This is a genomic window from Campylobacter sp. RM12642 (genome assembly GCF_020137635.1).
In the GTDB taxonomy this organism is placed as follows: Bacteria; Campylobacterota; Campylobacteria; order Campylobacterales; family Campylobacteraceae; genus Campylobacter_E.
On record NZ_JACGAT010000010.1, the window covers coordinates 1 to 18,957 of the forward strand.

The window sequence follows — 18,957 nt, forward strand, 5'->3', positions numbered from 1 at the left end:
TTAATTCAGGTAAAACCTTATTTTTCTTGGTTTTCATTATTTTTTTTAATAAAAATTGTTGCTATGCAAACTAGCACAGCAAATAAAGAAAAAGCTTGTTCTAACACTTGCATTTGATATCCTTTCATATTGCAGGATATCAAAAGCAAAAAGTATTCCTAATCTTGTATTTTAAAATCATTAGGGTGGTCTAGTGCGTAGCGGAATTTTTCCATATCTATTTGTTTATTCCATATAGCAACTATTAAGCAAGCAACAGAGTTACCGCATAAGTTTCCACACGCTCTCATCTCACTCATAAACTTATCAACTCCTAATAAAACGGTGATTGTTGCAACAGGGATTAAATTATCTCCTAATGAGCTAAGAGTTCCTGCTAAAACGATAAAGCCGCTTCCTGTTACTCCAACAGCACCTTTACTAGTAACCATTAATATAAGTAAAATTGTAATTTCTTGCCATAGGCTAATATCTATATTAAATGCTTGTGCTAAAAATATTACAGCCATAGCTAGATAAATATTTGTACAATCTAAGTTAAAGCTATATCCAGTAGGTAAAACTAAACCAACACAGCTTTTATCAATTCCTGCTTTTTCTAATTTTTTCATAAGTGGTAATAATGCACTCTCGCTTGAGCTTGTTGTAAATACGATTAATAATTCTTTAGCTATAAATCTAATGAATTTAAATATATTTACTTTAGCTACATAACAAATTATTCCTAAAACTCCAAATATAAATACACAACAAGCAGCAAGCATAACAAATAATAAATATCCCATATTTACAAGTGAGCTTAAGCCAAATTTTGATATTAGATAAGCCATAGCACCAAATGTAGCAAGTGGGCTAAAATACATAATTAAAGTAAGAATTTTAAATACAAATGATTGGAACACTTCTAAAGCTTTTTTGATATATTCTCTATCTTGCTCTTTTAAAGTTATTACAATAAATGCTGTAAATAATGCTATAAATAAAACTTGTAATGTTTTTCCATCTGTAAATGGGCTTACTAAATCTTGTGGAATTGCTCCTTTTAAAACTCCCCAAAAACTACTTTCACTACCTTGAGAAGCTTTTACATATTTATCAACACTTGACGCATCTAAAGCATTGATATCAAGATTCATACCAACTCCAGGTTGTAAAATTCTAGCCATAAATATACCTACGATTAGAGCAAGTGTGCTTACTACTTCAAAGTAAATTACAGCCTTAACACCAATTCCGCCGATTTTTTTAATATCTCCTAGTCCAACTATTCCTAGAATAATCATTACAAAAATGATAGGTCCAATTAAAAGCTTTAATGCTTTAATAAACATATCAATAAACACTTTAGACCAAATAGCTAGATTTTCTATTCCAAGTGCTTCTATTTTAATAGGAGGCATGGCTCCAACAACAATTCCTAGGATTAATCCTACAATAACCCAAAAAATAAGGCTTTTAAAATACCTGCTCATTTTTTTTCCTTTTTTAGATAATATTCACTCATAATAACCAAAAAAATATTTTTTTGATAATTTTTAATAATAAATTAGATAAAAAATGTTACGAATTTACACAAAGGATAAAATATGAATATAAATATCAATGCAAAAGATATAGATTTTGATAAACATTTAATAGTAGATATTAGAACTCAAGAAGAAATAGATGAATTTAGTTTAGAAGATACTTTACTTTATCCTATAGATTTTAATACAGCTGATGAAGAAACTATCAAAAAAGACTTTGATGAGATTATTAAAAATAATTCTAAAACATTAGTAATTATGTGTAGAAGCGGAGCAAGAAGTGCGTTTTTATGTGAGTTTTTAAATCAAAAAGAAAAAATCGCTCTTAATTTATCAGGTGGTATTATTGCAATGTGTCAAAATTACCCAGATAAAGTAAAAAATTAATTAAAATCATTACAATATGTAACATATTTGACTATTTATAATAATTATTATTAAAATAGTCAAATAATTAAAATTTTTAAAAAATTCTTATTTTAAATTCTTTTTATCAAAATCAAACAAAGTCCGATACGATAAATGTTTTAAATATTTTAAAATTATTATTAATTACTTTAAAGTTTCAGTTTGATTTTGGCTTAACTTAGTAGCAACTTTTCTTTAACTTTTAAAAATAAAATGAAAATATTCATTATAAAAAGGACAATCAAAATGATACTTAAAAGAAATGGATTAAAAGAAGTTTTTAAACCTTATAAGATAGAAAATGCTATCAAAAAAGCTTATGCAAGTTGTAATAAAGAAGCTTCAAATTCTTTAATATCTTTAGTTATTAAAGAGTGTGAGAATAAAGACTTAGTAAGCGTTGAAGAAATACAAGATAAAATTGAAAAAACACTATTTAATGAAAAAGAATTTGAAGTATTGAAAAGCTTTATGCTTTATAGACACACTAGAAAACTTCGTCGTGAAAAAGACCTAGAATATGGCACTTATATTAACTGCTCAAATACAATAAGCGAATATATAAACAAAAGCGATTGGAGAATTAATGCTAATTCAAACACAGGCTATTCTCACGCAGGACTTATAAATAATACTGCAGGAAAAGTCATTGCAAATTATTGGCTAGATAATGTCTATAGTGATGAAATGGGCTTAGCACATAGGAATGCTGATTTTCATATACACGATTTAGATTGTCTTAGTGGATATTGTGCGGGTTGGAGTTTAAGAGTATTATTAAATGAAGGATTTAATGGAGTAAGAAGTAGGGTTGAAAGCAAAGCCCCTAGGCATTTTAAAGAAGCTTTAGGGCAAATGGCTAATTTTTTGGGTATTTTACAAAGCGAATGGGCTGGAGCTCAAGCGTTTTCAAGTTTTGATACTTATCTTGCTCCTTATGTTTTTAAAGATAAATTAAGTGATTTAGAAATTAAAAAGGCTTTAATAAGTTTTGTTTATAACCTAAATGTCCCTGCTCGTTGGGGACAAAGTCCATTTACTAATATTACTTTAGACATAGTTTGTCCGCAAGATTTAAAAAATCAATTTCCAACCACTAATGATATTCATTTTTTTAAGGGCATAAAGGATGATGAATTAGAGCAAAAGGCAAAAATGCGTGGAAAAAACTCATTAGAAGAGCTAACTTATGGTGATTTTGAAGAAGAAATGCAAAGAATTGTTAGGATATTTTATGAAGTTTTAAGCGAAGGCGATAAAAATCATCAGCCTTTTACCTTTCCAATCCCTACTATAAATCTTACTGAAGAATTTGACTGGGACAATGAAGTAGCCGATGCGATTTTTGAAAATACAGCAAAAATGGGCTCATCATATTTTCAAAATTTCTTAGGCTCACAATATAAATTAGATGAGTTTGGCAATAAAGTAGAAGATGAAAATGCTTATAAACCAAATGCGGTTCGCTCTATGTGTTGTAGGCTTCAGCTTGATTTAAGAGAATTGTTAAAGCGTGGCGGTGGGCTTTTTGGAAGTGCTGAAATGACAGGAAGTATTGGTGTAGTTACTATCAATCTAGCTCGTTTGGGGTATTTGTATAAAGCAGATGAAAAGGGTCTTTATAAACGCTTAGATGAGCTATTAATTTTAGCCCGTGATAGTCTTGAATTAAAAAGGGCTTTCATTCAAAAAATGTATGATAGGGGGCTTTATCCTTATACTAAAAGGTATTTGCCAAGTTTTAATAATCATTTTTCAACTATAGGGATAAATGGGGCTAATGAAATGCTTAGGAATTTTAGCAATGATGCTTATGATATAAGTTCAGAAATAGGAAAAGATTTTTGCATTAAATTAGTAAATTATATTAGAGAAAAAATTAAGCAATTTCAAAAAGAAACAGGTAATTTATATAATCTTGAAGCCACTCCAGCAGAAGGGACGACCTATCGTTTTGCTAAAGAAGATAAAAAAAGATTTAAAGATATTATCCAAGCAGGAAATGGCGATGAGATTTATTATACAAATAGCACACAACTACCTGTAAATTACACTGATGATCCATTTTTTGCACTCAATATGCAAGATGATTTGCAGTGTGCTTATACGGGTGGAACTGTTCTTCATCTTTATATGAAAGAAAGATTAGAAAACAAAGAAATTTGTAAAAGATTGGTTAAAAAAATAGCGAATAATTATCGTTTGCCATATTTTACGATAACGCCTGTTTTTAGCGTATGTCCAATACATGGATATATTGCAGGAGAGCATGAGTATTGCCCTAAATGTGATGAATTATTAAAGGAGAAAGAATGAAAAATAACGACAAAAGAACAAAATGTATGGTTTATACTAGAGTAATGGGTTATCACAGACCCGTAGAAAGCTTTAATCTAGGCAAAAAAGGCGAACATAAAGAAAGGAAAATGTTTGTTATCAAATGATTTATGATATTACCCCTTTTAGTGTGATTGATTATCCTAATTATATCTCTTGCATAGTGTGGATTGCAGGTTGTAATTTAAGGTGTAAATATTGCTATAACGAGCATATTATCAATGGTTTTTCTAATGTAAGTAAGAATCAATTAAAAAGCTTTTTAGAAAGTAGGGTAGGTTTGGTTGATGGGGTTGTTTTTAGTGGTGGAGAATGCACTAATTCTTCTAATTTATTAGATTATATAAAATTAGCAAAAAGCTTAGGCTATTTAATCAAAATTGATAGCAATGGCTCAAATCCTAATGTAATTAAAAATATTTTAGAAAATGATTTAGCAAATTATTTTGCTATTGACTTTAAAGCCCCTAAAGAGAAACTAAAAGCTCTTACGGGGCTTGATTATTTTGATGAGTTTGATAAGACTTTAGATATTTTGCTAGATTTTAAAGCAGAATTTGAAATAAGAACTACTTGGCATTTTGATTTGCTTAGTGTTGATGAAGTGCTTAAGATGAATGAGTATTTAAGAAAAAAAGGTTATAAAAATAAATATTATTTGCAAAAATTCCTAGAAGTGCCAAATATTGCTAATCTAAAGCAAAGCATTAAAACGATTGATTTTGATAGACTTAATGATGATTTTGTGTTAAGGAATTTTAATTAAATAAAATTTAGGAATTAAATTCCTAAATCAAAGTGCATAGCTGCTTTCAAATAATCTTCTATACCAAGGAAGTCTTGGTTTTATATATTTAATATCATTTAAATCACTATCTTTAATCTTTTTATCATAGATTTCTTCGCTTATATCGTGTCCCATTCTTCTATATAAATTCCTAATATCAGTATCTAGCATAATTTGAGTAAGATTTAATTTAGTCTTAATGCTATTTACTAAAGGCGTATATTTTGAATTTTTATAAGTAGATAAGAAAATATCAGCATCTTTAATTGAGTCTAAAAGCAAATATTGATTTCTATTAGGCAATGAAAAAGCATAAAAATTATTTCTAATTTTAAGATAATTTAGCCATTCGTAATTTTGGCTATTACCATATAATTTTATGTATTCATCTATGTAATAATTTGCTAACAAATACTCGTGCTCATTTGCGTGTGCTTGTGATAAAATTAACATAGCACTTGCTAAAAGTGGGCTATTTATATGCTCACTATATAAAGATATATAATCACTATCTGCTTTTTCTAAATCATTCTTTTTTACGCTTTCAATGATTTTTTCTAACCAAGCACTATCGCTTAAATTATAATCATCAAACATATCTTTTTTATTGCTAGCACAAGCGCTAAAAAATATCGTTAAAATTAGTAAAAAAATATTAAGTTTTTTCATTTATTTTCCTTTAAAAAGGCGATTATAAGTTCTAATGTTAAATATTTATTATATACTTAGGATATTTTTTTAAAGGAGAAATAATGATATTTGAAGTTAAGTTTCCTATATTAGGTTTTGAAGATACTACAAAAGTAGAGTTAGAAAAAATGTATGATTGTTTCGCAAGATTAAAGAGTGTTGATGGTAGAGGTTTTACATTTACTATGTTAAATCCTTATGCTATTTGTAAAGAATACGAATTTGATATGCCACTTTCTTACAAAGCTTTACTTGAAGTTACAGCTAGTTCAAATATTGAAATTTATAATATTTTGATTTTAAATAAAAGTGTTGAAGAATCTACTATAAATATGTTAGCTCCGGTGATTTTAAACCACGATAATAACACTATGGCACAAATTATTTTAGACCCAACTCAATATCCATTCTATCATCCAACAGAAAAGATTAAAAATTTCTTACAACAAAATATGAATGAACTAAAGCAATGAATGAAAATATTTATATCCTTGGCAATGGCAAAATGGCGAAAGCTATTGCTAAAGGATTAGAGAATTCAAATTTTAATGTGGTTTTTGTAGTAAGAAATAAATTAAATGTAGGTATTAAAAATTGTATTTCTTATGAAGAATTTGATATTGCTAATAAGATTTGTATTTTATGCTTTAAGCCATATAATTTAGATGAAGTTAGTAAAAAATTTTTAGGTAAAACTGCAAAAATTATCATTAGTCCTTTAGCAGGAATTAGTATTGATAGTTTAAAAGTAATTTCAGCTGAATATTATTTAAAAATTATGCCAAATATTGCTGCTGAATACAATAAATCTTGCACTACTTATGTAGGAGATAAAACTCATAAATATTTTGATTTAGCTTTAAATATTATTAAAGGTTTTGGGGTGGCAATAGAATGTGAGAATGAAAATGAGCTTAATTTAGCTATGGCTATTAATGGTTGTGCCCCTGCGTTTTTAGCATTAGTTGCTGAAGCTTTAGCTAATGGTGGAGTTAGCATAGGGCTTAAAAACGATAAAGCTTATGAGTTGGTAAAATCATTATTTGCCAGTTTTGAGAGTTTAATTGCTAATAATCATCCAGCATTAATTAAAGAAGGCGTATGTTCTCCTGCTGGAGTTAGTATAAAAGGTGTTAATGTTTTAGAAGATGAAGCTGTTAGAAGTGCTTTTATAAAAGCTATAAAAGCTAGTGCAAGTAAAAATTAATTTACACACCTAAAAAAGGTGTGTAAAGTTTATTCAATATCAGGTGATTTTGTAATTCTATTTCTTATATCTCTTCTTACTATTTCCATTCCCCATAGCCATACAATATGTCCAAATATTTCTGATAAATGTTCATCAAATGGAATTTGTGATAAAGGAGGAACTTGTGCTATTAAAGGCATTACAATTACATGCGCGAATAAATATACGAAGAATCCAAATACAGCACCTTGCCACATTTTAATACGAGGCCAAATTTCTGCAATCATACAATACATAACACCAAATACGATTGAAAATCCAACATGAACAATGAAAATTGATAAAGGCATATCCATACCTGAAAACATATAAGTAAAATCAGTAGGCATACCAATTTGTTCTAAAAATATTTTAGGTGGAGTGGTTCTTTCTAATGCATCAAGAGGCCAAACAAAATTAGGATTTCTTGGTGGAAATGGCACTTCCCAGCCCCATTTAACAATAGCACCGAATATTCCAGCTAGAATTCCAATCCAAAAAGATAAAGTCAAACGCCTATCGCTAGGTTTTGTAAAAGTCATAAAATCTCCTTAAAAATAAATTAAAACTGAATTATACTAACTAATATTAATAATTAAATAAAATATATTATCTTTTAATAATATTTATTAATTAATTACCTAAATTATTAATTTTATTAAAATAAATTAATATAGTTTTTCATACTATTAATTTAAACAAATATATATTTTTTATATATTATTTTATAAAATTTTAAAAGTATTATTTTAAATTATTTATAAATAATATATAGATGATTATTTTAAGTATATGTTATAAATTAGAAAAGTATAGCGATAGTATTATAAAATAATGATAGGGTTTGTAGTATTTAATTTATAATATATGTTTTTTATTGGTAATAAAAGCTTTTTTTATTTCAAGTATTGCAACTGCTCTTATATTTATTTAAACTTATGGTATAAAGCTTTAATCTATATGCTAATAATTACAATATTATTTTCTCTATCTTGTTTACATTTAATAATCATAGTATTATCCGTGAATATTTAAGATTGTTGATAATCGCAAGTTTAGTTAATTGGAAATGATATATTTAAACATTTTAGAATTAAAATACATAAATTATACTGCATTAGCATTTGCAATTTTAGTATACAAATCAATATATTAGGCTTAAAATCGATTAAATATATTAGAATTAATATTTTAAAATATTAAGAGTATTTTTTAATAATAATTAATAAAGAGAATGCAAAATCACTTATACATTTAGTTAAATTATTAGATTGGTTATAGTTTGTTCTTACATATATACAATAGAAACGCTTTCTTTGTGCCTTTTAGGTTTTATGCTTTATCACTCGCTATTTATTTATGATTGTTTCTTAGTAATTTTTTAAATATTTTAAGTCTTATTATATGTTTTTATAAGTAAAGATAAAAATATATAATAATTATAAAAAATACTTTAGAAGCTTAAATATATTTTCAAATAAATATTAAGTGGTGTCCCCAACAGGATTTGAACCTGTGGCCTTAGAATTAGGAATTCTACGCTCTATCCAGCTGAGCTATGAGGACTAAAAGATTTGATTATTATTTTTTTGAAGAACTAGGGATTAAAATCCCTAGTTTAGATATTACATATTTCTTTTTTTGATGATTTCTTCAGAAACATTTCTTGGAACTTCACTATAGTGGTCAAATTCCATTGAATATGTAGCACGACCTTGTGTTTGGCTTCTTAAGTCAGTTGAATATCCAAACATTTCAGCAAGTGGGCAGAATGCTGCGATGATTTTATTTCCACCACGCTCATCCATACTATTTACTTGACCACGGCGTTTATTTAAATCTCCAATTACATCACCCATATAATCTTCAGGTGTTTCAACTTCAACTTTCATAATAGGTTCAAGTATTACAGCACCAGCTTTTCTAGCACCTTCTTTAAAGCCCATTGAAGCAGCTAATTTAAATGCCATTTCGCTTGAGTCAACTTCGTGATAACTTCCATCAAATAGTGTAACTTTTACGTCTTCTACAGGATATCCAGCTAAAACACCATTTTGTAATGCTTCTTGAATACCTTTATCAACTGCAGGAATATATTCTTTTGGAACAACCCCACCTTTAATATCATTAACGAATTCGTATCCTTTACCTGGCTCAAGTGGTTCAAGGCGTAAGAATACATGTCCATATTGACCACGACCACCAGATTGTTTTGCATATTTGTATTCTTGCTCAACACTTTGGCGGATTGTTTCACGATAAGCAACTTGTGGCTTACCTACTTCAGCATCAACTTTAAATTCTCTAAGCATTCTATCTACGATAATTTCAAGGTGTAATTCACCCATACCTGAAATAATAGTTTGTCCGCTTTCTTCATCAGTTGAAACTCTAAAGCTTGGGTCTTCTTGTGCAAGTTTATTAAGTGCGATACCCATTTTTTCTTGGTCAGCTTTAGTTTTTGGCTCAACTGCAACACTAATAACAGGATCAGGGAAATCCATTTTTTCTAAAATTACTTTATCTTTTTCACTTGCTAAAGTATCACCTGTTAATGTATCTTTTAGACCTACGATAGCACCAATTTCTCCAGCATAAAGTTCTTTAATTTCCTCACGCTTGTTTGAGTGCATTTTTAATAAACGACCAATTCTTTCTTTTTTATCTTTTGTTGCATTGTAAGCATAACTACCACTTTCAAGTTTTCCACGATAAACACGAACGAAAGTAAGTTGTCCAACGAATGGGTCAGTCATAATTTTGAATGCTAATCCTGCAAATTCGCCATCATCAGTTGATTTAACACTTGTTTCTGTGCCGTCTTCATATTGACCACGAATATCTGCAACTTCATCAGGAGCTGGTAAGTATTTTACAACAGCATCTAGTAGTGGTTGAACACCTTTATTTTTGAATGCAGTTCCACAGCACATAGGAATAATTGATAAGTCAAGGCAACCTTTTTTGATACCTTTGTAGATTTCATCGTTTGTTAATTCTTCTCCACCTAGGTATTTATCCATTAGTTCTTCACTAGTTTCAGCAACTGCTTCTACTAATTTTGTTCTATATTCTTCAGCTTTTTCTTTTAAGTCAGCTGGAATTTCAATTTCTGTATAATCTGTTGGTTTTTTATCATCATCCCAAACATAAGCAACCATTTTTACTAAATCAACTACACCACGGAATGTGTCTTCAGCACCAATTGGAATTTGAATTGGAACTGGATTAGCTTTTAAACGATTTTTAATTTGTGCTTCAACATTATAAAAATTTGCTCCAACTCTATCCATTTTATTTACGAATACTATTCTTGGAACATGATATTTATTTGCTTGTCTCCATACGGTTTCACTTTGTGGTTGAACTCCACCAACAGAGCAAAATACTGATACAGCACCATCTAAAACCCTCATTGAACGCTCAACTTCAATAGTAAAGTCAACGTGGCCTGGGGTGTCAATTAGGTTGATTTGGTGGTCTTTCCAAAAGCAAGTTGTAGCAGCTGAAGTAATTGTAATACCACGCTCTTTTTCTTGCTCCATCCAGTCCATTGTAGCTGTACCTTCGTGAGTTTCACCAATTTTATGACTCATACCAGTAAAGAATAAAATTCTTTCTGATGTTGTAGTTTTACCTGCGTCAATGTGCGCAGCAATACCAATATTTCTAACACGAGATAAAGGAGTTTGTCTTGCCATTTTAACTCCTTTTTACCATCTATAATGTGCAAATGCTTTGTTCGCTTCTGCCATTTTGTAAGTATCTTCTTTTTTCTTGAATGCTGCACCTTTGCTATTTGCTGCATCCATTAACTCACCTGCTAATTTTTCAATCATTGTTCTTTCGCTTCTTTTTCTAGCGTTTAGAATAATCCAGCGAATTGCTAGTGCTTGTTGGCGAACAGGGCGAACTTCAACAGGAACTTGATAAGTTGCACCACCAACACGGCGTGCTTTAATTTCTAAAACAGGTTTTACATTTTCAATAGCATCATTAAATATATCTATACCTTTAATTTCGCTATTTTTAGACGATATTAAATCAATCGCACCATATAAAATTTCAGTAGCAACAGATTTTTTACCATCATACATTAATGAATTAATAAATTTTGTAATTACTTTACTACCATAAATAGGATCAGCTAGAACTTCTCTAACTTGTGCTCTTCTTCTTCTCATTTTTTCCTCTTCAACTTTAAATTATAATTTACTCAAATTATGCCGCATATCTAAGCTGCAAATCTGTGAAACTCGTTTTTATTTTTTGCCTTTTGTAGGAGCTGCTGCTTGACCTGGCTTTGGTCTTTTTGTTCCATATTTTGATCTTGAAACTGTTCTCTTTGCAACACCTGCAGTATCTAAAGCACCACGAACGATGTGATACTTAACACCTGGTAAGTCTTTAACCCTTCCGCCACGCACTAAAACGATGCTGTGTTCTTGTAGGTTGTGTCCTTCACCACCAATATAACTAATAACTTCAAATCCTGTTGTTAATCTAACTTTTGCAACTTTTCTTAACGCTGAGTTAGGTTTTTTAGGAGTTGTAGTATAAACTCTTGTACAAACGCCACGTCTTTGTGGGCAATCTTTTAACGCTGGTGATTTTGATTTAACAATCACTTTTTTGCGTTCTTTTCTAACCAATTGATTTATGGTAGGCACGTTTCATCCTTTCAAAAAATTTATTAAAAAGTCGTGATTATATAATATTTTTCTTAAAAAAGTTTTAATACTTTTAACCTTAATTGAGAACAAGAAATAATTAAGTTTTTTTCACTATCATTTACGAATTATTTTTTAGTAAATCCAAAAAAATTTTGAAAGGAATTAAAATGTCTAGTTCAGATGTGGATATTCAGTATTTCGGCATTTTAGCAATGTTAGTTATTGCTACAGGCTTATTTTTTGGACTAGTTTTTTTAGCAAAAACAATAGGAAATTCTTTAGCTAGAAAAAATAGAAAAAAATTAGGCTTAGGACCTTATGAGTGCGGACCTTTACCGCAAAAACAAGCAGTTAAAATAAATTCACAATTTTTTATTTTTGCTTTAATTTTTATATTATTTGATATAGAAGTTGTTTTTATGTATCCTTGGGCTTTAATGTATAAGCAATTAGGACTTTTTGCATTGATTGAAATGGTTTGTTTTTTTGTTTTACTTTTAGTTGGTTTTATCTATGCGTATAAAAAAGGAGCGTTACAATGGCAGAGCATCAATTAAACACAAATGGAATGCCAATAGCTTTAACTTCGGTAGATAAGTTAGTTGGTTGGGGTCAAAGTAACTCTTTATGGGCATTTTCTTATGGTCTTGCTTGTTGTGCTATTGAGATGATGGCTGGTGGTGGTTCAAGGTATGATTTTGATAGATTTGGAACTATTTTTAGAGCAAGTCCAAGACATAGCGATGTAATGCTTGTAGCTGGAACTCTTAGTAAAAAACATGCAGAATTTACAAGAAGATTATACGATATGATGCCTGATCCAAAGTGGGTTATATCTGTTGGTAGTTGTGCAAACACTGGTGGTATGTTTAATACTTATTCAACGGTTCAAGGTGTTGATAGGATAGTTCCTGTTGATATTTATGTTCCTGGTTGTGCTCCACGTCCTGAAAGTTTTCAGTTTGCTTTAATGATACTTCAAAAGAAAATTAGAAAAGAAAAAATATCTAAAAAAATAGCAGCAAAAAGGTTGGTGTAATGAGAGAATATAAAGACAAGATTAATGCGCAAAAGCAAGACTACTACAAAGATAGATTTTATCACGCACCACAAACTACTAAAATTGATATAAAAGGTAGTGAATTTGAATATTTATTTGATGAGTTTAATAATAATTTTTCTATTTTAAATTCTTTTATTGAGCTTGATATTGCAGTTTTTATAATCAATAAAGAAGATAATTTAAAGGCTTTAAGAAAGGCTAAAGATTTAGGTTTTACAACTTTTACTGAATTGATTTGTTCTGATTATTTAGCTAAAGATAATTCTTATGAAGTTCAATATCTTTTATTAAATATGAATAAAAAGCAAAGGCTTAGAATAGTTACAACCTGTAAAGCAGATGAAACTATTGAAAGTGGAGTTTGTGTATTTAAGGGTTTAAATTGGTCTGAAAGAGAAGCTTATGATATGTTGGGTGTAAATTTTATTAATCACCCTAACTTAAAAAGACTATTAATGCCTGATGATTGGTTTGATTATCCACTTAAAAAATCTTATCCTTTAGAAGGAGATGAATTTGCCAAATGGTATGAAATAGATAGAATTTTTGGTAAGGAATATCGTGAAGTTGTAGGGCCTGAAAATCGTGATTCAGGAAGAGTTGATTGTAATGATACAAATAATTTTTCTAGAATTTATCACGAAGTTCCAAAAGGAGCTGAGCCTATTAGTATTGCTTATAAACAAGAATATCAAGAAGATGAAGGCGTAATGTTTGTTAAGAAAGTTAAGCGTGCTGATTCAAAATTCATAGAAGGAAGAAGATAATGCAAATACCATCAAAGTTAAAACCTTATTATGAAAATGTAGCCTTTAGTAAAGAAGATGGCAGAATGATTATAAATCTTGGTCCTCAGCACCCAAGCTCACACGGAAACTTAAGATTAGTGTTAGAGCTTGATGGGGAAAAAGTAGTTAAATGCACTCCAATGATTGGTTATATGCATCGTGGTATGGAAAAAATGGCTGAAAATATGATTTATCAAGAATTTATTCCAACTACTGATAGAATGGATTATGTAGCAGCAAGTGCAAATAACTATGCTTATGTAGCAGCTGTTGAGAAGCTTTGTGGTTTAGAAATTCCTAGAAGAGCTCAAATCATTAGAATGATGTTATTAGAATTAAATAGACTTGCTAGTCATTTATTATGGCTTGCAACTCACGCACTTGATATTGGAGCAATGACTGTATTTTTATATTGCTTTAGAGAGCGTGAATATGTTATGGATTTAATAGAAAAATATTGTGGTGCAAGACTTACACATTCATCTATGAGAATAGGTGGTGCAATGCTTGATTTACCAGCTAATTTTACTCAAGAATTATTAGCATTTTGTGATAAATTCTTAAACGATGTAAAAGATTATGAAACCTTACTTGATGATAATAGAATTTGGCGTCTTAGAACAGAAGGCGTTGGGGTTGTTACAAAAGAACAAGCATTAAGCTGGGGTTGTAGTGGCGTAATGCTTCGTGGAAGTGGAATTGAATGGGATATTAGAAAAGAAGAGCCATATTTACTTTATAATGAAGTTCAATTTGGTGTTCCCGTTGCAAACCAAGGAGATACTTACGCAAGATATAAATGCTATATGCAAGAGTTTCGTGAGAGTGTAAAAATACTTAGACAATTAGTGCCTATGTATAGAGAGAGTTCTCCTGAATTAATTTGCAACAATAAAGAATTTGTAAGTGCAAGTAAAGAACAAATTATGACCCAAAATTATTCTTTAATGCAGCATTTCGTATTAGTTACTCAAGGTCTTCGCCCACCTGTTGGAGATGTATATGTGCCAACAGAAAGTCCTAAAGGAGAGCTTGGATATTTTATTAAAAGTGATGGTTCAACTAGACCTTATCGTCTTAAAGCTAGAACTCCTAGTTTTTGGCATTGTTCGTTTTATGAAGAGCTTTTGGTTGGAACTTATGTGGCTGATGTTGTGGCTATTATGGGTTCAACAAATATTGTTTTAGGGGAGATTGATAGATGAGAAGAATTGACCTTAGAAAAAGTAAAGATTTATTTGCTGATTTAAAAACTCATATTGATAATGCTAAAGCTAATGAAGTTTTGGTTGTTTTATTTGAAATCGGAGATTTTTCTAATATTGATAAATCTTATGAATTTGTAGCTAATAATAATTGTAAGATGATGAACTCACTTAAGTTTAATCAAAGTGATTGGACTATAGTTATTAAAAAGGAAGCAAAATGAAAATATTAAGCTTCTTAAATTATGCAAGTAAAGAAGTCTTAAGTCATTTTAGCCAAGATGAAATAGTAAATATCGGTAGTTTTTACGATGAGAGATTAAAACAAAAATTTTATAAATGCGAACTAGGAACCGAAAGCTATGTTTTAGCATTGTTTTGCACTATGCTTAATTTAAGCGAATTTGATATAGGCGAACTTAGTGCTGAGAGTTGTTTTGGAGAAGAAGAAGCTAGTGAGATTTTAGAATTTTTAAAGAGTGCTGATTTAATTTTATTAGATAGTAATTTGCTTTATCATAAAGACAAAAATATATATTATTTTGCAAGTAAATTGGCTAAACATTTTGATTTAAAACTTATGTTTGATTATGAATTAAAAGATGTTGAGTTGGTTGAATTAGATGATAATAATGGGCTTATTTTATATGAATGTTTAGATAATGATGATTTTATAGTAAGTCCAGCTTTTGCAAATCTTGCAAAAATTAAAGAATTTGATTTAGTAGAAATTAAAACAAAAACTAAAACATTAAAAAAGAAAGTAAAAATTGATAATAGTTTAAAAGGATTATTTGCATTAAGTAAAAAAGATAATGCTTATGCGTTTAGTCCTTGTGTGGTTAAAGGAGTAAGCAATGAAAATTAACATTAATGGTAAAGAATGCTTAGCTAATGATGGCGATTATGTTTTACAAGTTGCTCGTGCTAATGATATTTTCATACCTGCAATTTGCTATTTAAATGATTGCAGCCCAACTTTAGCTTGTAGAATGTGTATGGTTGAAATTGATGGCAAACGCTCATACGCTTGTAATACTAAAGTAAAAGATGGAATGCAGGTATTAAGCAATACTAAAGAATTATGGGACGAAAGAAATGCTATTATGCAAACTTATTGCATAAATCACCCATTACAATGCGGAGTTTGTGATAAAAGTGGAGAATGTGAATTACAGAATTTCACGCATAAAGCACAAGTAGATACTCAAAATCATTGGATAAAAGAAATAGATAGAAGACATCAAGATTGGGGTGCTTTACAATATGACCCAAGTCTTTGTATAGTTTGTGAAAGATGTATTACCGTATGTAAGGACAAAATCGGAGATAGTGAGTTAAAAACTATAGCTCGTGGTGGAGATGCACCTGATAAAGATTTTAAAGATACTATGAGTAAAGATGCTTATGCAGTTTGGACAAAATTTCAAAAATCACTAATAGCTCCACAAAATGGAACGACTTTAGATTGTCAAGAATGTGCTGAGTGTGTTAGCGTTTGTCCGACTGGTGCAATTATTAATAAGAATTTTCAATATCGCTCAAATGCTTGGGAACTTACTCGCATACCTGCTAGTAATCCACATAGTAGTGATTGTGAGCTTATGTATTATGATGTTAAACAAAAAAGTATTAAAGATAATACTAAGATGGTTTATAGAGTTTCAAATGATTTTCATTTTACTACTTTAAATAAGGCTGCAAGATTTGCTTATGATATAGCAAGCGATTGTAAAGGTAAAGATGAAGTAGAGTTTAATCGCTTAGTATCGTTGTTTAAAGATAATAAAATTAAAAATGTGAAATTTAATAGCTATATAACAAATGAAGAAGCATATATTTTAGAATTACTTAGACAAAAATATGGCTTTAATTTAGTAAATAATGAAGCTTTATGTTTTCAAGATTTCTTAAAGACTTTTTGCGCTCATTCAGGTAGTTTTTATAATGCAAGTAGTGATGATGTTAAAAAATCTGATTTTATCGTAATTGCAGGAAGTTTTTTAAGACACGATAATCCTACTTTATCTTATAAAGTAAATAATGCAATTGTTATGAATAAGGGTGCTGGGCTTTATTTTCATCCTATTAAAGATACAAAATTTTCAAAAATTGCTAAGAATTTCGTAAGTGTAAATTGTGATTATGGTAAAGAAGCTCAAGTTTTAGAATTTATTTTACAATATTTTGCAAAAGACTTGCCGCAGGATTTAGCATATATCAAAGACGCTTTTTATGAAGAACAAATTGAAGTAGAAGTTAAAAGTAAAGATGCTGAAGGCAATGAGATTAAAGAGAAAAAGCAAGAAACAATCAAAAAATCAAGCCTAGCTAAAGAATTAGGATTTGATGAAGATAAATTAAAAGATTTATTACTTAAAAAAGCTAATTTTACTTTAATTATCGGAAATGATTATTTTTACCATGAAAATGCAAAATATTTAGCGTATTTACTTGCAAATATTCAAAAATTAACTGATTTTAAAGTTATGTTAATCCCACCACGCACTAATACTTTAGGTGTAAGTTTATTGTGTAAATTAAGTAAAGCTAGTGATGGTTTTACTCTAGGATATAATGAGCGTGGAGATTTTTCGTTTTCAAATGATGAGCATAATAATCTTGCTAGTTCAAATCTACTTGAGCAAGAAGGAACATTTGTAAATTATGATAAAAGGCTTGTTCCTACGAATGCTGCACTTAAATTTAAAGGATATTATTTAAATGATTTAGCAAATGCTCTTGGATTAGATGCACTTTATACGATTGAATATACAGAGCAATTACCTAAAGATAAAGGCTTTTTAAATATTGCTTTTGATGATTTGACAAATCATTATGATAATGCAGGAAATAATCATCGTGGGTATTTAATTGATACTTGTGAGTTTGTAAAGAATTTAAAACAAGATAATCAAATTCCACAAAATATAAAATCAACTTGCGAATGTAAAAAAGATGATATTGTAATACTTGCAAATCCAATTGGAAATTTATCAAAATACACCAATAAATCAAGCTTTTTTAACGAATGTGCTTCACTTTACGCAAGTAAAGATTATCTAGCTAAACATAATTTAAAAGAAAATTCTATGGTTAAGATTTATGATGATAAAGATGAAATTATTATAAAAGTAGTTTTAGATAAGAATATTGAAAATGGTGCTTATTTACCTACTTTTGATGATAAGATTAATCCTTATAAATTCTTTAAAACAAGACGCTACTATGCGTTAAATATAAAGGAAATTAGCTATGAGTGAGACTATGTTTTTTATAATCGTTACGCTGATTAAATGTCTTTTAGTAATTGCAATTTTTGCTTCATTAGCTGGATTTGCAACTTATTTAGAAAGAAAGGTTTTAGGTTATGTTCATAGAAGACTTGGGCCTGATATGGTAGGACCTGCTGGTGTTTTACAAATTGTTCCTGATATGATTAAATTATTTACAAAAGAAGATTTAATCCCATATATGACAAATAGTAAAGTATTTAAAGTAGCTCCTTTAGTATCAGCAATTTGTGCTTTTATGGCTTTTGCTGCTGTGCCGATTTTTCCTGAATTTACATTATTTGGGCATACGATAAAACCAATTATTGCTGATGTAAATATAGCGGTTTTATACATTGCTGGATGCTCATCACTTTGTGCTTATGCTATATTTTTAGGTGGTATGTCAAGTTCTAGTAAATATCCTTTAATAGGTGGTGCTAGGGGGCTTGTTACTATCATATCTTATGAAGGTGTTAGTGGTCTTTGCTTATTAGCTGTTGTTTTATTAACTGGTTCTATGAGCTTAGTTGATATTAACGCTTATCAAGAAGGTGGAATTTTATCTTGGTTAGTATTTAAACAACCAATTGCATTTGTTTTATTTACAATAGCAATTTTTATTGAAACAAACAGAACTCCTTTATGTCTAGCAGAAAACGACCCTGAATTAGTTGCAGGTTATGGCACTGAATATAGTGGTCTTCGCTGGGGAATGTTTTTTATAGGCGAATATGCTAGTATGATTTTAGGCTCAATTTTGATTACTTTATTATTTTTAGGTGGATATAACGATTTTTATTTCATACCAGGCGCTATTGCTATGATTTTAAAAATATGCTTTGTATTTTCTTGGTATTTTTGGGCTAGGGGGACTTTCCCACATTTAAGGGCTGATCAAGTTATGAGAATGAGTTATTTAATATTATTACCTGTTGCGGGTGCTAATTTAATTATAACTGCGTTATTGGCTTTATAAG

20 protein-coding genes and 1 tRNA gene are annotated in these 18,957 nt (G+C 29.5%); 14 read left to right on the forward strand and 7 right to left on the reverse strand.

Annotated features, from left to right (window positions below):
* Positions 1–158: 158 nt before the first annotated feature.
* Positions 159–1,472, reverse strand: coding sequence for a cation:dicarboxylate symporter family transporter (locus tag AVBRAN12642_RS05160; protein ID WP_214150246.1), 1,314 nt, complete (start codon positions 1,470–1,472; stop codon positions 159–161).
* 114 nt (positions 1,473–1,586) lie between these two features.
* Between AVBRAN12642_RS05160 and AVBRAN12642_RS05165 the strand changes: the two genes are divergently transcribed.
* The 4 genes from AVBRAN12642_RS05165 to AVBRAN12642_RS05180 all read left to right on the forward strand — a co-directional run bounded on the left by AVBRAN12642_RS05165 (position 1,587) and on the right by AVBRAN12642_RS05180 (position 5,037).
* Positions 1,587–1,913 carry a rhodanese-like domain-containing protein gene (locus tag AVBRAN12642_RS05165; protein WP_336607178.1) on the forward strand — a complete coding sequence of 109 codons (327 nt, stop codon included), beginning with the start codon at positions 1,587–1,589 and terminating at the stop codon, positions 1,911–1,913.
* 267 nt (positions 1,914–2,180) lie between these two features.
* Positions 2,181–4,250: a ribonucleoside triphosphate reductase gene (locus AVBRAN12642_RS05170; RefSeq protein ID WP_442862360.1), complete on the forward strand. Its 2,070-nt coding sequence runs from the start codon at positions 2,181–2,183 to the stop codon at positions 4,248–4,250.
* Complete coding sequence (gene nrdD / locus AVBRAN12642_RS05175) at positions 4,247–4,378, forward strand: anaerobic ribonucleoside-triphosphate reductase (protein WP_214149684.1); 132 nt, start codon at positions 4,247–4,249, stop codon at positions 4,376–4,378. Before AVBRAN12642_RS05170 ends, nrdD begins: the two co-directional genes overlap by 4 nt.
* Positions 4,375–5,037, forward strand: a complete 663-nt coding sequence (locus AVBRAN12642_RS05180; protein WP_336607177.1) for an anaerobic ribonucleoside-triphosphate reductase activating protein — start codon at positions 4,375–4,377, stop codon at positions 5,035–5,037. The genes nrdD and AVBRAN12642_RS05180 overlap by 4 nt, the downstream gene beginning before the upstream one ends.
* A gap of 27 nt (positions 5,038–5,064) precedes the next feature.
* On the opposite strand, the gene bamD is transcribed toward AVBRAN12642_RS05180, so the two are convergent.
* Positions 5,065–5,727, reverse strand: coding sequence for an outer membrane protein assembly factor BamD (bamD, locus tag AVBRAN12642_RS05185; protein WP_214117493.1), 663 nt, complete (start codon positions 5,725–5,727; stop codon positions 5,065–5,067).
* An 83-nt stretch (positions 5,728–5,810) separates the two neighbouring features.
* On the opposite strand from bamD, the gene fliW reads away from it, so the two are divergent.
* A complete protein-coding gene (fliW, locus tag AVBRAN12642_RS05190) occupies positions 5,811–6,221 on the forward strand; it encodes a flagellar assembly protein FliW (protein WP_214117492.1) in 411 nt (136 codons plus the stop codon).
* A complete protein-coding gene (locus tag AVBRAN12642_RS05195; RefSeq protein WP_336607176.1) occupies positions 6,218–6,955 on the forward strand; it encodes a pyrroline-5-carboxylate reductase in 738 nt (245 codons plus the stop codon). Before fliW ends, AVBRAN12642_RS05195 begins: the two co-directional genes overlap by 4 nt.
* 29 nt (positions 6,956–6,984) lie before the next feature.
* Here the strand turns inward: AVBRAN12642_RS05195 and AVBRAN12642_RS05200 are convergent, their stop codons facing one another.
* The 5 genes from AVBRAN12642_RS05200 to rpsL all read right to left on the reverse strand — a co-directional run bounded on the left by AVBRAN12642_RS05200 (position 6,985) and on the right by rpsL (position 11,646).
* On the reverse strand, positions 6,985–7,518 hold the full coding sequence (locus AVBRAN12642_RS05200) for a YagU family protein (RefSeq protein WP_336607175.1): 534 nt from the start codon (positions 7,516–7,518) through the stop codon (positions 6,985–6,987).
* 947 nt (positions 7,519–8,465) lie between these two features.
* Positions 8,466–8,542, reverse strand: a tRNA-Arg gene (locus AVBRAN12642_RS05205).
* Between the two features lie 59 nt (positions 8,543–8,601).
* Entirely contained in the window at positions 8,602–10,677 is a 2,076-nt protein-coding gene (gene fusA / locus AVBRAN12642_RS05210) for an elongation factor G (protein WP_214117489.1), read from the reverse strand.
* Between the two features lie 12 nt (positions 10,678–10,689).
* Positions 10,690–11,160, reverse strand: coding sequence for a 30S ribosomal protein S7 (rpsG, locus tag AVBRAN12642_RS05215; RefSeq protein ID WP_336607174.1), 471 nt, complete (start codon positions 11,158–11,160; stop codon positions 10,690–10,692).
* A 78-nt stretch (positions 11,161–11,238) separates the two neighbouring features.
* The gene (rpsL, locus tag AVBRAN12642_RS05220) at positions 11,239–11,646 is read right to left on the reverse strand and encodes a 30S ribosomal protein S12 (protein ID WP_214117487.1); all 408 of its coding nucleotides are present in this window, start codon (positions 11,644–11,646) and stop codon (positions 11,239–11,241) included.
* 170 nt (positions 11,647–11,816) lie between these two features.
* Between rpsL and AVBRAN12642_RS05225 the strand changes: the two genes are divergently transcribed.
* The 8 genes from AVBRAN12642_RS05225 to nuoH are packed head-to-tail and all read left to right on the forward strand — an operon-like array spanning position 11,817 to position 18,956.
* Positions 11,817–12,206, forward strand: coding sequence for an NAD(P)H-quinone oxidoreductase subunit 3 (locus tag AVBRAN12642_RS05225; RefSeq protein WP_214117486.1), 390 nt, complete (start codon positions 11,817–11,819; stop codon positions 12,204–12,206).
* The gene (locus AVBRAN12642_RS05230; RefSeq protein ID WP_214117485.1) at positions 12,188–12,688 is read left to right on the forward strand and encodes a NuoB/complex I 20 kDa subunit family protein; all 501 of its coding nucleotides are present in this window, start codon (positions 12,188–12,190) and stop codon (positions 12,686–12,688) included. The genes AVBRAN12642_RS05225 and AVBRAN12642_RS05230 overlap by 19 nt, the downstream gene beginning before the upstream one ends.
* Positions 12,688–13,479 (forward strand): NADH-quinone oxidoreductase subunit C, encoded by a 792-nt coding sequence (locus tag AVBRAN12642_RS05235; protein ID WP_214149681.1) that lies wholly within the window; start codon positions 12,688–12,690, stop codon positions 13,477–13,479. The genes AVBRAN12642_RS05230 and AVBRAN12642_RS05235 overlap by 1 nt, the downstream gene beginning before the upstream one ends.
* Positions 13,479–14,705 (forward strand): NADH dehydrogenase (quinone) subunit D, encoded by a 1,227-nt coding sequence (gene nuoD, locus AVBRAN12642_RS05240; protein ID WP_214149680.1) that lies wholly within the window; start codon positions 13,479–13,481, stop codon positions 14,703–14,705. Before AVBRAN12642_RS05235 ends, nuoD begins: the two co-directional genes overlap by 1 nt.
* Positions 14,702–14,929 (forward strand): NADH-ubiquinone oxidoreductase subunit E family protein, encoded by a 228-nt coding sequence (locus AVBRAN12642_RS05245; protein ID WP_214117482.1) that lies wholly within the window; start codon positions 14,702–14,704, stop codon positions 14,927–14,929. The genes nuoD and AVBRAN12642_RS05245 overlap by 4 nt, the downstream gene beginning before the upstream one ends.
* Positions 14,926–15,573, forward strand: a complete 648-nt coding sequence (locus tag AVBRAN12642_RS05250) for a hypothetical protein (RefSeq protein ID WP_336607173.1) — start codon at positions 14,926–14,928, stop codon at positions 15,571–15,573. The genes AVBRAN12642_RS05245 and AVBRAN12642_RS05250 overlap by 4 nt, the downstream gene beginning before the upstream one ends.
* Complete coding sequence (locus AVBRAN12642_RS05255; protein ID WP_214117480.1) at positions 15,563–17,968, forward strand: NADH-quinone oxidoreductase subunit G; 2,406 nt, start codon at positions 15,563–15,565, stop codon at positions 17,966–17,968. Before AVBRAN12642_RS05250 ends, AVBRAN12642_RS05255 begins: the two co-directional genes overlap by 11 nt.
* Positions 17,961–18,956, forward strand: coding sequence for an NADH-quinone oxidoreductase subunit NuoH (gene nuoH / locus AVBRAN12642_RS05260; RefSeq protein WP_214117479.1), 996 nt, complete (start codon positions 17,961–17,963; stop codon positions 18,954–18,956). Before AVBRAN12642_RS05255 ends, nuoH begins: the two co-directional genes overlap by 8 nt.
* Position 18,957: the final 1 nt, after the last annotated feature.